A 14,281-nucleotide genomic window follows, 5' to 3' on the forward strand; every position below is an offset into this window, starting at 1 on the left:
TTATAAAGGGGGCGAACAAAGCCACGGAAGCTCACCACGATGGCCAACGCCTCGGACAGCATGACCCCCGCCACGCCGGATGCGGTTGGCCGCCTTTTGGCCCGCCCTCGCACACGTGCCGTCGGCGAGCGTCCCATGGTGCGCATTGCCGATCCACGCGCGACTGCCAAAGTCCAGGCACAAGCCTTGCCAAAGCCGCAACCCGAAACCGTCACGCTCGACAAGATCGGCGATTTTCTCGAACTCGACCTGCGCCGGATCACCGTCTGGCTGCGCAAGGGCCTGCCGTGGATCGCTATCCTGGCCATGCTCGGCGCCATCGCGGGCGGCGCCTATGGGGTGCTCAGCAAGCCCAGCTATACGGTAACTTCCGACATCCTGATCGACCCCGCCGGGCTGCAGGTGCTCGGCGACGCTGCCGCCGTCACCGCCGGCCAACAGCCCGACAGCGCGTTGCTGGCCGCCGCCAGCAAGTTGCGCGTCATGACTTCGGGCAATGTGCTGACCCGCGTCGTCAGCGATTTGCGCCTGTCGAGCGACCCCGAATTCGCCGACCCGGCGGGCAAGATCGATCCGGAAGTGGCGGCCCTGGCGGCCCTGCGCGCCGCCATCAAGGTCACCGCCGACGAGAAATCCTTCGTCGCCACCATGGCAGTCACCACCGAGGATATCGACAAATCCATCCTCATCTCCAACGCTGTCTTTGTGGCCTTTCAGGCCGAACTCGCGCGCGCCGAAACTGACGGTTCCAACCAGATCGTCAGCGGCCTCGATAGCCGCCTCGAAGACCTCAAGAAGGCCGTCAACCTGGCCGATGCGGCCGTCGAGGATTACAAGCGCGCCAATGGCCTGCAGTCGAGCGCCGGCGAATTGACCAGCACGCTGCTGCTCAACCAGCTCACCCAACAGGTCGTCACCGCGCAGGGCGCAGTGATCGCCGCCCAATCGGCCTATGACGGCTTGCGTGCCGGCGGCACCGGCAGCGGCGACGCCGCCCAGAATGCCACGCTGGACGCGTTGCGGGCACAACTGGCGACTGCGCAGCAAAAGCTGCAGAGCCAGTCGATGATCTATGGCGCCCGCCACCCGATCATCCTGCAAGCACAGACCGATGTGGACGCGTTGCAGGCCCAGGTGGCCAGCGAAAGCACCCGCATGATCGCCGCCGCCAAGACCCGCCTCGACGAGGCGACCACGGCATTGCAGGCGCTGACCGCCAAGTCCGACAGCCAGCGCGCGGCGGTGTTCTCCGATAACCAGGCGCAGATCGCCTTGCGTGAACTGGAGCGCGAAGCCAAATCGCGCAGCGCGGTCTACGAGGCCTTCCTCAGCCGCTCGCAGCAGCTCAGCGAAAGCGGCAATCTCGATACCAGCAATGTGCGCGTGATCTCGACAGCAGTGCCACCGCTGGCGCGCAGCTGGCCGCCGCGGAATATCCTGATGATCACGCTCGGCGCCGCCGGCGGTCTCGCGCTCGGCCTGGTGCTGGCGCTCGGCTTGGGCATTGTCAGCGACATTCGCGGCCCGCGCTCCGAACCGACGGCCTAGCGACCCGCATGGCCAAGCTGATCTTTCACGTCCCCAGCCTGATCGGCGGCGGCGCCGAGCGGGTCTGGGTGCTGGTCGCCAATGAGTTGGCGCGGCGCGGGCATGATACGACGCTTTTGGTCTGGAATGGTCTCGGCCCCAACCGGGTGCATGTGTCCCCCCAAGTGCATCTGGTGGATTTCGGCATCCCGCTGTTTGCCGGCGAACGCTTCGGCAAGCCCGCCACGCTGCGCGGACTGCTGCGCATGGCGGCTTACTTCCGCCGCCACCAGCCCGATGCCGTGTTCAGCGCCCCCGAATTCGCCAACCTGACGACGGCGCTCGCCCTATGGCTTTCGCTCAGCCGGGCGAAATTCTATCCCAGCTTTCACGCTGCCGCCACGCTGCGCGATAGCCGCACCGGCTCGGAACTGGCGCGCCGGTTTACCGGCCTGATGGCGCGACGCGCCAAACGGGCCATTGCGGTATCGCAAGGCATTGCGGGCGATCTCAGCGCCGGCATCGCAACCGACAAGATCGCGGTCATCCACAATCCCCTGCCCCCGCCGTCACTCAAGCCGGCCGAGGACAGCGCATGGATGCGCACTCTGGCGACGATACGCGCCGCCAACATCCCCATCATCATCACCGCCGGCCGCTTGGCGCCCGTCAAGGATCACCGCACGCTGATCGAGGCCTTTGCCCTGTTTCGCCGCAACATGCCGGCCAAGCTCGTCATCCTGGGCGATGGTTCGCTGCGCGACGAGTTGACGGCGCTGGTGGCCGAGCGCGGTCTTGAGGCGGACGTCCTGATGCCCGGCTTCGTCGCCGATATCCGACCGAGCCTTTTGGCGTCCGACCTGTTCGTATTGACCTCGACCAGCGAGGGCTTTGGCAATGTCCTCGTCGAAGCGCTGGCGGCCGGCGTGCCGGTGGTCAGCACCGATTGCCCCCATGGTCCGCGCGAAATCCTGGACAACGGCGCCCTGGGAGAACTGACGCCGGTCGGCGATGCGGGGGCTATTGCGGCCGCAATGGCGCGCACGCTGGCAAGTCCCACGTCCGCCAACCGCCTGCAGACGCGCGCGGCCGATTTCTCGGTCGAACGGATCGGCGATCAGTACGAGGCTTTGTTAGCGCTTTAAGCGCGGACCGCTCAGGCTGTCTTGCTGGCCCGGCCGAACAGCTGGATCACATTGTCATGCCGGGGCACGACCGGCGCCGTGCGGCTGGCGCCGCCATGGCGGCGGCGTTCCGGCCCGCGATAAACGCCGTCAACGATCGGGCCCGCTGCGCGCATATTCAACTGGCTGCGCACGCTTTCCAGCAACCGCCCCGGCGCCACCGGCTTGCCATGCACCACATCGATGCCCTGGGCCAATAGTGCGGCGTGGAACGCCGGCTCGGCGCGTGTCAGCAGCATCAGCGCCAGATCCTGCTGCGCCCGCTTGGGCAGGTCGCGCAGCGCTGTGACAGTCTCGACAATATCGGCCGGCACGCTATCGGCGTCCAGGATCACCATGTCGATCGGCGATATGCGAATGAAGGTGGTCACCGCCTCGAGCGACTGGAAGGGGAAGACCTTGAGCCGGGCTTCGCTTTGCAGGCTGCTGCCGACGATAGCGCCAAAAGCCGGATTGGCCGCGAGCAGAGCTATTCTTTTGGTCAGCATGGCCGTCACATCCGTGTTGTTAATGTCTTGTTTAGCATGTCACATCGCTCGACACCGCTGTTGAGAGGGAACATCGTTAATCCCGAGGTGCCCGGAGAGCTTAAGGATAATGCGAGCTTTGATGCTTTTCCGGCGCGAGGCGTGGTAATTTCCGGTGCTGCAGAAAGAACGACAATGACCCCTGAAAATCGGCCGCCGCGTCGCCTGCTCATCGTCTTCGGGACGCGCCCCGAGGCGATCAAATGTTTTCCCGTGGCGCGCGACGCCCTCGCCGATCCGCGCTTCCATACCGAAATCTGCGTCACCGCTCAGCATCGCGAAATGGTCGACGCCATTATCGCCATGACCGGCCTGCCGGTGCATTACGATCTCGATATCATGTCGCCCGGCCAGAGCCTGTTCGACGTCACAGCGCGCATCCTCAAAGGCATGGAAGCCGTGCTCGACGCTGCCCGCCCCGATGTGGTCCTGGTACAGGGCGATACCACCACCGCGATGACGGCGGCGCTCGCCAGTTTCTACAAGCGCATTCCCGTCGCTCACATCGAAGCGGGCCTGCGCAGCCACGATCTCTATTCGCCCTGGCCCGAAGAGCTGAACCGCAAGGTCATCGGCGATATCGCCGCCTGGCATTTCGTGCCCACCACCGAAGCCCGCGATAACCTGCTGGCCGAGAACGAGCCTGCCGACCGCATCTTCGTCTCCGGCAATACTGTGGTGGATTCCCTGCTGCATTTCAGCGAACGCTTCGATGCCGATGCCAGCCTCGCGGCGCCCATGGCCAAGCGTTTCGACTTCCTCGATCCCACCAAGCGCCTCATCCTTGTCACCGGCCACCGCCGCGAGAACTTTGATACTGGCATCGAGCGCATCTGCGTCGCGCTCAAGACGCTGGCCGAGCGTGGCGATGTCGAGATCGTCTACCCGGTCCATCCCAATCCCAAGGTGATGGTGCCGGTCCACGCCGCGCTCGACCATGTCGCGGGCATTCACCTGATCCAGCCGCAGGATTACCTGCCCTTCCTCTACCTGCTCAAGCGCGCCGATCTGGTGCTGACCGACTCGGGCGGCGTGCAGGAGGAAGCCCCATCGCTGGGCAAACCGGTGCTGGTGCTGCGCGACAATACCGAACGCCCCGAAGGCGTGCGCGCCGGCACCGCGATCCTGGTCGGCACCGATACCAATCGCATCGTCGGCGAGGCCAATCGGCTGCTCGACAATGCGGAGGCCTATGGCCAGATGAGCCTGCGCCACAATCCCTACGGCGACGGCAAGGCCAGTTTGCGAATTCTCGAGGAGCTTGCGCGCGATGCGTGATTTCAAGACCGTCTGTGTCGTCGGCATGGGCTATATCGGCCTGCCCACCTGCGCCATCTTCGCCAGCCGCGGCCTCAAGGTGCTTGGCGTCGACGTCAACCAGAGCGTCGTCGAAAGGGTCAATCGCGGCGAGGTCCATATCGTCGAGCCCGACCTCGATGGCCTGATCCAGAAGGTCGTCTCCAACGGCAACCTGCGCGCCGCGCTCAAGCCAGAGACCTCGGACGCCTACATCATCGCCGTCCCCACGCCGATGACCGAGGACCACCGGCCGGACACCACCTATGTGTATGCGGCCGCCCGCTCCATCGCGCCGGTGCTCAAAAAGGGCGATCTGGTGGTGCTGGAGTCCACCTCGCCCGTCGGCACCACCCGCTCGATGTGCAAGGAGCTGGCGACGCTGCGTCCCGACCTGAGCTTTCCCACGAGCGCCGGCGAAGACGCCGATGTGCTGGTCGCCTATAGCCCCGAGCGGGTTTTGCCCGGCAAGGTGTTGACCGAACTGGTGCAGAACGATCGCAGCGTCGGCGGCCTGTCACGCAAGTCGTCTGAAGCCACCGGCCTGCTCTATTCGAGTTTCCTGACCGGTGAGCTATTCCTCACCTCTGCCGAGGCGGCCGAGCTGGTCAAGCTCAGCGAAAACGCCTTCCGCGACGTCAACATTGCCTTCGCCAATGAGCTGGCATCGGTGTGCACGCATCTCAAGATCAATGTGTGGGAAGTGATCGAGCTGGCCAACCGCCATCCGCGCGTCAATATCCTGCAGCCCGGCCCCGGCGTCGGCGGCCATTGCATCGCGGTCGATCCCTATTTCATCATCGACGCCGCTCCCAAGCAGAGCCAGCTGATGGCCCGCGCCCGCAAGATCAACAGCGCTCGCCCGCAAGCGGTGGTGGACGAGATCAAGTCGGTGCTCGACCCGAAAAAGAAGCAGACCGTGGCCTGCCTGGGCCTGGCCTTCAAGCCCAATATCGACGACCTGCGCGAAAGCCCGGCCGTCGAAGTGGTGCGCCTGCTGCACGAGGCCGGCATCGCCCACAAGATCATCGCCAGCGAGCCCCATACCGATACCCTGCCCCCGCAACTGCAGGGCCTCGGCATCGAATTCCGCGATGCCCTGACCGCCATCGATCGCGCCGACGTGGTGGTGCTGCTGGTGGATCACCGCCACTTCAACTTCATCGACCCCGAAGCCCTCAGCAACAAGAAGCTGATCGACACGCGCGGGCTGTGGACCTGGAAGAAGAGCCGCAAGTCGGACGCGCGGCTGGTGGCTTAGGCCCCGAGCCGGCCAGATACTCGATCGGTCCCCTCCCCCTTGAGGGGAGGGCCAGGGTGGGGTGTCGGCGCCCCAGCCAACCTCGAATTCTGAGTGTGACCGACCTCGACACCCCCACCCTCAATCCCTCCCCTCAAGGGGGAGGGAGGCAGACCGGTGTTCGTCCTTAATCGCGTTAGTCCGCCGCTTCCACCTGTGGAGCTGCACCCCGTTCCCGCCACCGCGCTCGCAACACCTGCACTTGATGCCGCGTCCGATCCACCAGCTCCGCCACCACGCCCTTGGCGCTCCCCGCCCCGGCAATCGTGCTCAGCGTCACCGCCTCCGTGGCAAACCGGCGCTTGAACGCCTCGGCGCCACACAGGAAATCCACCGTGTGCAGCCCATGATCGATCGACCACTGGATGTAATCCATCATCAGCACCATGCCGGGTGACGCCCGCTCAAAATCGGGGTCATAAGTCGTCACGAACGCCATCATCGTGCCGCGCTGCACGAAATTGATCGACACGGCGATGACCGTGCCTTGGCTCTCCAGCACGAACACATGCAGCACGCCCGCCTGCGCCAATGCCTCGACTAGCGCGGCGAGAGGCACAGCCCCGTCCTCGAACAATTCGGACTCGATCGCGCGCGCCGATAGCCATTTGCCTTTGAGCGCCGCCAGCCGGTCCAGCACTGGCCCCAGTGGCGCATCCGCTGGCAACAGCCGGAACTGCGCGGCACCCCTCTCCTCCAGCGCCTTGCGCCCGCGCCGATAGTTCTGCCGCGTCTTCTTGGGCTGCTCGTTGAACCAGGTCGCGCCGTCCGCCCATTGCCCGGAGACGCGATAGCTCATTTCCTCGCGATGATTGGGCCGCAGTTTTACACCACCCGTGGCCCCGGTCAGCGCATTGGCCAACGCGCCCGGCAACAGGCGATTGAGCCGCACCAGATCATATCCGCCCAAGGCAGACATCTGCGCCCACAACCGCTGCAATAGCTCCGGCGCACAGTCCGGCGTCGCCAGCACATCCTCGTAGTCGCTATGCGCGTTGGCGGCCCATTCAAGCATGAGCAGGCCCTTGCGCCGGCTGATTGCCAGCGGCAGCACGGCAACCAGTCGCTCGCCGTTCCAGACCAGTCCGATCCGCAAGGCGCGGTCGCGATGATCCGGCAGCGTCGTCCACCAGGCCGAAATCCAGGCATGGCTCTGGAAAATCAGCCCATCGGCTTCGCGCCATAGCGCCAGCCAGGCGGGACCGATCTCCGCTAGCCGCTCGCCTGATTGAACGACCTCAAGCCGTTCATCTGCCGCCATCCCAATAGCGGCATGCGCATTCATGACTGCGGACTTTCCGGCGGCGGAGCGGTCACCCGAGGCCGCCGGCCGATCCATTTGGCCACGTGTCCGCCCATCTTCTGAAGCGGCATGATGTAAAGCCCGAACAGCGACTGGTAATCGCGATGGTCGCGATCGAGCAGCCCGAACTTAAAATCCTCATCGGGCTCAGGCACGCAGGCCGTCCCGAACATGCGGTCCCAGAACGAAAACAGCAGTCCGAAATTCTTGTCGTAATGCTTGGGATTGGTGCTGTGGTGCAATTGGTGCCAGTGCGGCGACAGCACGACATTGTCGAGGGGCCCGAACGAAATCTTGAAATGGGTATGCCGCACGAAATCCATCATCAGGATATTGCGGATCACATAGACATTGATGCCGAAAATGGTCAGCTCGACCGGGTCGAGCGCGATCACGCTCCACAGCCCGAAACAGATGCCCGGAATGACCCCATCCCAGGCGCGGTTGAGCAATTCGTCGACCGGATGCACCCGATCCTTGGTGATGCCAACCATCACCTCGGCCGAATGGTGCACCTTATGGAGTTCCCACAGGATCGGCACTTTGTGCTGTGCCACATGGTAGAGGTAATAGGAAATATCGTAAGCCACCAGCATGGTCAGCGTGAACAGCACGATGATCCAAGGGCTTGCCGGGCCGGCCATCAACGGCCCATCGAGATGAAACACGCCGCCGATCAGCTGGTTGGTGCCATAGGCGACCGCGGCGACGAAACCAAAGCCGAACGGGATCAGGAAAAACGGCATGATCGCCCGCTTGGTGATCCAGAACAGCACGTCGGCCCGCGCCGAGGGGTGCATGATCACCTCCTTGGGGAAGGCAAAGCTCAGGAAATCGAGCAAGGATTTGTGTTCTTCGATCTTGATATAGGCGACGAGCGCACTGCCGAACGCCGTCAAAAACAACAAGCCCGCCGCGAGCCCGTTGGCGCTCCACAGCTTCTCGACGACTATGTTGGCAAGATCGGCAATCATGATGCGCTCCTGGGTCCGCAACGCGGCGATCCGATGGCGGTGCTGACCTGAGGATCGACGACCGATGGGCGTGGCAGTGGCAAGGCTGACCCATCGAATGGGCGCAAGATGCCATATCGAGCGGGCCAATTGGCGCCCAAAATCCCAACGTTCTTAATCGGTAAAATTGTACGCGCAGCCATCATGCCATGCCCAGCCGGGCCTTTAGCTTGCCGGTCAATTGCAATGTCGCCGCCGGATCGAACAGCGCGTTGAGGCCCAGGAACACCGCGCCGCCCAGCAATCCGCCAGCAGCCAGCCGCACGATAGTCGGCCCTTCCCCCAATGCCGCGGCGGCAAGGCTGGCCACGAGCCCAGTCGCCAGCGCAATGACAATGGAAATGCCGATATGGCGCCATGGCACCGGGATGGGTGTCAACCGCTCGCTGATGACCAGGCACGCGACCAGACTCACCAGCGATCCGCCCGCCAGCGCCGAGGCCGCGCCGAGCTCGGCATATGGCGGCACCAGCAGCAGCGACAGCGCGATCGTGCCGATGGAGCCCAAAGCTGTGGGAATGCTCAGCAACCACGGCCGCTTATGGGCATGCACGACATCGCCATAAACGAAGCTGGTCAAATTTGCGCAGAGCACGCTGAAGGCGATAAGCGGAAACAATTGCGCGACATGGCCATGATATTGCGCCGGCAGCGCCAGTTCGGTGATCGCAGGCGCCAGCGCGATCAGCAGCGCCGCCACCGGCAGGCAAAGCCGGATCATCAAGCCCATCAGGTGCGACAGGAAATCCGCCGCTGCCGAGGGGCCGTGCTCGTCGAAGCGGCTGACCACTTCGGGAAAAGCCCCCATATTGATGGCGTTGGCCACCATGTCGATAGGCTGGCGCGCCAGCGCATAGGCGGCTGCGAACACCGCCACCGCGCCCGCATCGTAATAGACTTTCAGGAACACCCGCTCGGCGCTATTGAGGCCAAAGCCCATCAGCGCCATCACGATCAGCGGCACGCCAAAGGCGAAGAAGGCGCGATGGGTAAACCGCGCCGGCCCCGGCGCGACCCGGCCAAACGCCATGGCGCTGGCCACCAGCCCCGCGATCAACACGCCCAGCGAGGAGCCGAGCGACACCATCAGGAACGAATTGTGGAAGATGAAAATCGCCGCTACAGGCAGGATCATCTGCAGTGCCGCCCGCAGTGCTTCGAGCAGCGAATAGGTCGAATGCCGCTGCTGCATCTGCAGCACGGTCAGCGCGAAACGGCCGATCGACCCGGCGACCAGATAGCTGCAAACGGCGATGGAAAATTCCACCCAGCGCTCGGGTGCGATCAGGGTGGCGCCGGCAATGGAGATGACGATGCCCAAAGCGGTGGTCGCCAGCAGCACCCGACCTGCGAGAAACAGGCTCCCCCGGCTCACGTCGCCCTTGCCCCCCAACCGCAACAGCGCAATGCGCAGCCAGTTGGTCACCGCCACATCGGTCATTTCGCCAACGGTGACGACCAGCGTCAGCAGGCCATATTCGCTCTGGTCGATCAGCCGCGTCGCGATGACCAGCAGCAACAGCGCCGAAATGCGCGTCAGCAGGATCGCCGGGGCATAGATAAGAGTTGAGCGCAGCAGCAAGGTTATGTCCTTGGGCCATGGCGGGCCCGTTTACCTTGGATTAATCCTTCGCAAGCCCCTAACCCAGCGAAAACCGCGGGGACAGTAAATGCCCTTAATGTGATCGAGGCTCATCCTCGACCCGCTCCGGGCGGGCCGGCGCTGGCCTGGAATTGTAGGCCAGGATCAGCACCACGATCATCATCACCACCGGCGTCTTGGCCGACAGCGTATTGTTGGACAAGGCGGCCAGCAGGAAGGTGATGGTGGCGATCCAGATCGGCATTGGGGCGCCGCGCAACAGGCGCAACAGCATCCAGAATACCAGCACCGCAAAAGCCAGCGCAATCGGCAGGCCCAGCAGCAGGATCAGCACCACCGGGGCGCTTTCAATGGCGGGCAAATGCAATTGCTCGCGCACGATGCCGATCAGGTCGGCGGCCTTCATGCCGAAGGTAATGTCCTTCCAGTCCACATAGTTGAACACCTGATAGATGTTGACGCGGGCATAGAAATTCTCGTCGAAAATGGTGTCACTGAACCGCCCCAGCAGCCCTGCGGCGAACAGGATGGCGACGAGGATCGCCCCACCGATCAGCGTGGTCAGCAGCACCAGCACTTTGGCCTGCCGCTCATGACGTGGCGACAGCCGGGGCCAGCGCACGAAGATCAGCAAGGCCAGGATTTCGGCGGCGGTCAGCAGCAGCGCGAAACGCGCACCCGAGGCTGCGCACCCGATCAGCAGGATAAAGATCGCCGCCACCCGAACCCAAAGCCGCCAATTGGTCACCGCCACAAACCCCACCGCCGTGGCGCAAAGTGCCCCCAGCGCCAGCGGATGTTCGGACAGCCCGATCGGGCGGAATTGCAGTTCCACATAGGGATAAGGCAGCAGCCGGTGATGGGTAATTTCCTCGACGAGGCCGATGACCGCGCTCAGGATCAGCATGATCAGCGTCAGGTCGCCCAGTGCCCGTCGCACGCTGGGATTGAGCGCCAGCATGATCAGGCCGGCAGCACCCGCCGCAATATAGGTATCGACGACAAACACCGACGAGCCGCTGTGGCCGAAGGCAAACAGATAGGCGACCAGCAGCAGCAAAAAGCCGCAATAGGCCAGCAGCGCCTTGAACTTGCCGATGTCGTCGCCGGCCAGCACAAAGGGCCGCGTGAACAGCACCAGCGGCAGCAGCAGCAGCACCGCATAGGTGCCGAAATGCAGCTTTTCGTAGAACGAGCCGGCATCGATGGAGTAGTCGACCACGAGGTCCAGCACTTGCGGCGATACGAAAAACCGCAGGCAGAAGGCAAAGGCCGCACACATCAGAAACAGCAGCGACACCGCATTGTGGCGTCGGGTGCTGGTGGTCATGAGGCGGTCTGGGCCAGCGGCGGAAGACGTCACGGTTCACCTGGGACGGATAAGGATCGCCCCACTATAGGCCAAGAACGGCCCGATTGGGGCCGCCCTCATGACTTGGCGTTAACGGCGCGCGCTACTGCGTCAGCCGCACGTATTTGATGGCGCGCCGAAAATACGTAAACGCGATGTGCAGCGCGCCATCCGATCCCTCGATAATCGACGGATAGGAAAATTCGCGGTTCAACCCGTCCTTGGAATTGTTGGTCAGGCAGTAGCCGTCGCCGGTTTCCAGATCGACCCGATCGGTAAAGGTCATGCCGTCGTCGCTCGAGAAAGCCAGGCTTAGCGGCGCGCGTGGCACGCCCCAAATGGCCTTGCGCTCGGTCGAGTCCGAGACAACGGGCGCAGCCTCCGGCTCGTCGCCCTCGATCTCGTCATAGAGCGACAGGCGACGGTCTGATGAGGTCGCGGCGCTGGAATGGTTGTAGACGATGGCGATCCCGCCGGAGCGCAGCTTGACCGCCTGCACCGAGGAATTGTTGTTGGGCAAATTGGTCGGCAGTGGCGCGGACCAGGTCCGCCCGCCATCGAGGGAGACGCTGCGCAGCACGTATTCGGCAAAGCGATGGCGATAGAAGGCCGCCATTTCGCCGCCGGCCAGCGGCACGATGTTCATGTGCACGGCGCCGATGCTATCGGGCACGTCGTGCATGCTCCAACTGGCGCCGCCATCGGCGCTGATCAGCACCGAGGCGAAATCGGCGTCGCCGGTCCAGCGCTGGCCGGGGATTTTGATGCAGCGGAACAGCGGCAACAGCCATTCGCCGCGTCCGTTGACGATGATCGGCTGGCGCACAAAGGTGCCCGGCACGTCGCAGAGCGTATCGACCGGGCCGAAACTCTTGCCGCCATCGCTCGAGATGCGGCGCTTGACCACCGAGCCGTCCTGGTTACCTGACGTCTGCGAGGTATAAAGCAGCCACACCTTGTCGTCGGGCGCGACGAACAGCAGCGGGTTCTGTTCGGACTTGGCGGCGTCGTCCGAAAGCTGTTCGGCTGCGGACCAGGTATCGCTACCGGGCACGAGGCGCGACAGGTAGACCGAGATGTCGCCCATGCCTTCCATGGTGCCGCCAAACCAGACGCAGGTCAGCGTGCCATCGGGCAGATAGGCGAGGTTAGCGGCATGGTTCTGCACCGTGCCGCAGGGCAGGAAGGCGTCGGCGCGATCGGCATCAACCGGCCGCACCACGCCATCCATCAGCTCGGCGATCTGTTCGGGTTGCAGCGCCTCAGCCATGGATTGCCTCGAGCGCAGCGAACTTCGTGGCGAGATCGGCGAGCTTGACCTCGTCCAGCGCCAGCATCGGCGCGCGCACACGCGACCAGCTCGGCGTCTTGGACTGCAGGCCGATCATCGCCTTGATCGCCGGGATTTGCGTGTAGTCGTTCGACAGCGTGCGATAGGCCATGATGCGCGCCTGCGCGGTTTCGACCTCGGCCGCCTTGCTGGCGTCGGCGCCGTGCTCGAACACCGTGCGGAGCGAACGCGCCACGAGGTTCGAGGTGGCGGTGATGCAACCGGCGCCACCGGCCTGTATCAGCGGCAGCAGCAGCGGGTCGGCGCCAGCCAGCACGGAAAAGCCCGGAAAGGCCGAAACCATGGCCTGCATGTTGTCGAACTGCCCGGCCGAATCCTTGATGCCGACGACGGTATTGGGGAACGCCTTGATCAGCCGTTCGATCAGCCCCAGCGTCAGCGGCACGCCGGACATTTGCGGGATATGGTAGAGGATGACCTTGAGCCGGTCGTCCTTCACGCCTTCGATGATCTGCGCATAGGCGGCGAACAGCCCCTCGTCGGTGACGCCCTTGTAATAGAACGGCGGCAGCATGACGACCTTGGTCACGCCCAGCGACAGCGCATGACGCGTCAGCTCGATCGTATCGGGCACCGACGCCAGGCCCGTCCCCGGCATCAACTGGTCCGGAGTCAGCCCGGATTTCAGCGCGCTTTCCAGAATCGTCTTGCGTTCGGCAATCGAGAACGAATTGGCCTCGCCGGTGGTGCCCAGCAGCGCGATACCGTGGCAGCCGTCGGCGATCAGATGCTTGCAGTGCTCGGCGAACAGCCCGAGATCTGGCGAGAAATCGGCATTGAGTGGGGTCGCAGCGGCGCTGTAGACGCCGGTGATGGCAAACTGGCTCATTGGGCGGCTTCCTCGACGATGATCTTGGGGGTGCCCGCCAGCTTGCGCGCATAGGCGATGGCGGCGTTCATGTTGACGTGGTTGGCCTTGCCGGTACCGGCAATGTCGAAGGCCGTACCGTGATCCACCGACGTGCGGTCGATGGGCAGGCCGAGCGAGACGTTGACCGTGGTGTCGAAGCCGACCAGCTTCATCGGGATATGGCCCTGGTCGTGATACTGCGCCACCACGAGATCGAACACGCCGGAATAGCAGCGGTAAAACACCGTATCGGGCGAAATCGGCCCCATGGCGTTGATGCCCTCGGCCCGCGCCAGCTCCACCGCCGGGGCGATATTGTCCTCGTCTTCGGTGCCGAACAGGCCATGCTCGCCGCAATGCGGGTTGATGCCCGCCACCGCGATGCGGGGATTTTCGACGCCGATGCGGCGGAAATGGTTGTAGCCGGCCCGGATCGTCTCCAGCACCCGCGCGGTGGTGGCGCGGCCGATGGCGTCCTTGAGCGAGACGTGGGTCGACACATGGATCACCGACATGCGCGTATCGGCCAGCAGCATGAACGACGAGCGCGAGCCCGTCAGTGCCGCCAGCATGCCGGTATGGCCATCGTAATGATGCCCGGCGGAGTTCAGCGCTTCCTTGTTGATCGGCGCGGTGACGATGCAGCCGATCTCGTTGCTGACCGAACTTTTGACCGCACTGGCGATATAGCGGAACGAGGCGTCGCCGGCGCGCGGATCGAGCTTGCCGATTTCGATGCCGCCGGGGGTGGGCGAATGATCGACGCTGATCGAGCCATCGGTGGGATTGCGCTCTTCGCTGAACCGAATGTCAGCGCCCACAAAGCCGGCCGCCGCGCGCATCATGTCGATATCGCCGTAAACCCGCGTCAGCAGGCGCTGCTCCACCGGCATTTCCGCCAGTGCCTTGGCGATGATTTCGGGCCCCACCCCGGCGGGGTCGCCCATGGTGATGCCGACTGTCTTGCTGATCTCGC

Annotated in this window: 12 protein-coding genes; 4 read left to right on the forward strand and 8 right to left on the reverse strand. The window is 64.0% G+C overall.

Annotation, left to right across the window (positions count from 1 at the left end; all coding sequences use genetic code 11):
- Nucleotides 1-39 precede the first annotated feature (39 nt).
- The gene (locus tag ABIB57_RS13875; protein ID WP_354041580.1) at nucleotides 40-1,548 is read left to right on the forward strand and encodes a GumC family protein; all 1,509 of its coding nucleotides are present in this window, start codon (nucleotides 40-42) and stop codon (nucleotides 1,546-1,548) included.
- 8 nt (nucleotides 1,549-1,556) lie between these two features.
- Nucleotides 1,557-2,672, forward strand: coding sequence for a glycosyltransferase (locus ABIB57_RS13880; protein WP_354041581.1), 1,116 nt, complete (start codon nucleotides 1,557-1,559; stop codon nucleotides 2,670-2,672).
- Nucleotides 2,673-2,683: 11 nt separating this feature from the next.
- Here the strand turns inward: ABIB57_RS13880 and ABIB57_RS13885 are convergent, their stop codons facing one another.
- A complete protein-coding gene (locus ABIB57_RS13885) occupies nucleotides 2,684-3,199 on the reverse strand; it encodes a hypothetical protein (protein WP_354041582.1) in 516 nt (171 codons plus the stop codon).
- Between the two features lie 174 nt (nucleotides 3,200-3,373).
- Here ABIB57_RS13885 and wecB point away from each other — a divergent pair, with 174 nt between their 5' ends.
- The gene (gene wecB / locus ABIB57_RS13890; RefSeq protein WP_354041583.1) at nucleotides 3,374-4,516 is read left to right on the forward strand and encodes a non-hydrolyzing UDP-N-acetylglucosamine 2-epimerase; all 1,143 of its coding nucleotides are present in this window, start codon (nucleotides 3,374-3,376) and stop codon (nucleotides 4,514-4,516) included.
- Nucleotides 4,509-5,795, forward strand: coding sequence for a UDP-N-acetyl-D-mannosamine dehydrogenase (gene wecC / locus ABIB57_RS13895; RefSeq protein WP_354041584.1), 1,287 nt, complete (start codon nucleotides 4,509-4,511; stop codon nucleotides 5,793-5,795). The genes wecB and wecC overlap by 8 nt, the downstream gene beginning before the upstream one ends.
- 175 nt (nucleotides 5,796-5,970) lie before the next feature.
- On the opposite strand, the gene ABIB57_RS13900 is transcribed toward wecC, so the two are convergent.
- From ABIB57_RS13900 to pdxA, 7 genes are all read right to left on the reverse strand, one after another.
- Nucleotides 5,971-7,173 carry a GNAT family N-acetyltransferase gene (locus tag ABIB57_RS13900; protein WP_354041585.1) on the reverse strand — a complete coding sequence of 401 codons (1,203 nt, stop codon included), beginning with the start codon at nucleotides 7,171-7,173 and terminating at the stop codon, nucleotides 5,971-5,973.
- Nucleotides 7,116-8,111, reverse strand: coding sequence for a sterol desaturase family protein (locus ABIB57_RS13905; protein WP_354041586.1), 996 nt, complete (start codon nucleotides 8,109-8,111; stop codon nucleotides 7,116-7,118). Before ABIB57_RS13905 ends, ABIB57_RS13900 begins: the two co-directional genes overlap by 58 nt.
- A gap of 181 nt (nucleotides 8,112-8,292) precedes the next feature.
- Nucleotides 8,293-9,732, reverse strand: a complete 1,440-nt coding sequence (locus ABIB57_RS13910; RefSeq protein WP_354041587.1) for a lipopolysaccharide biosynthesis protein — start codon at nucleotides 9,730-9,732, stop codon at nucleotides 8,293-8,295.
- A 94-nt stretch (nucleotides 9,733-9,826) separates the two neighbouring features.
- On the reverse strand, nucleotides 9,827-11,083 hold the full coding sequence (locus ABIB57_RS13915; protein WP_354041588.1) for a VpsF family polysaccharide biosynthesis protein: 1,257 nt from the start codon (nucleotides 11,081-11,083) through the stop codon (nucleotides 9,827-9,829).
- Between the two features lie 124 nt (nucleotides 11,084-11,207).
- Nucleotides 11,208-12,374, reverse strand: a complete 1,167-nt coding sequence (locus tag ABIB57_RS13920; RefSeq protein ID WP_354041590.1) for a sialidase family protein — start codon at nucleotides 12,372-12,374, stop codon at nucleotides 11,208-11,210.
- Nucleotides 12,367-13,284 carry a dihydrodipicolinate synthase family protein gene (locus ABIB57_RS13925; protein WP_354041591.1) on the reverse strand — a complete coding sequence of 306 codons (918 nt, stop codon included), beginning with the start codon at nucleotides 13,282-13,284 and terminating at the stop codon, nucleotides 12,367-12,369. Before ABIB57_RS13925 ends, ABIB57_RS13920 begins: the two co-directional genes overlap by 8 nt.
- On the reverse strand, nucleotides 13,281-14,276 hold the full coding sequence (gene pdxA / locus ABIB57_RS13930; protein ID WP_354041910.1) for a 4-hydroxythreonine-4-phosphate dehydrogenase PdxA: 996 nt from the start codon (nucleotides 14,274-14,276) through the stop codon (nucleotides 13,281-13,283). Before pdxA ends, ABIB57_RS13925 begins: the two co-directional genes overlap by 4 nt.
- Nucleotides 14,277-14,281 lie beyond the last annotated feature (5 nt).

It is taken from the genome of Devosia sp. UYZn731 (assembly GCF_040546795.1).
In the GTDB taxonomy this organism is placed as follows: domain Bacteria; phylum Pseudomonadota; class Alphaproteobacteria; order Rhizobiales; family Devosiaceae; genus Devosia.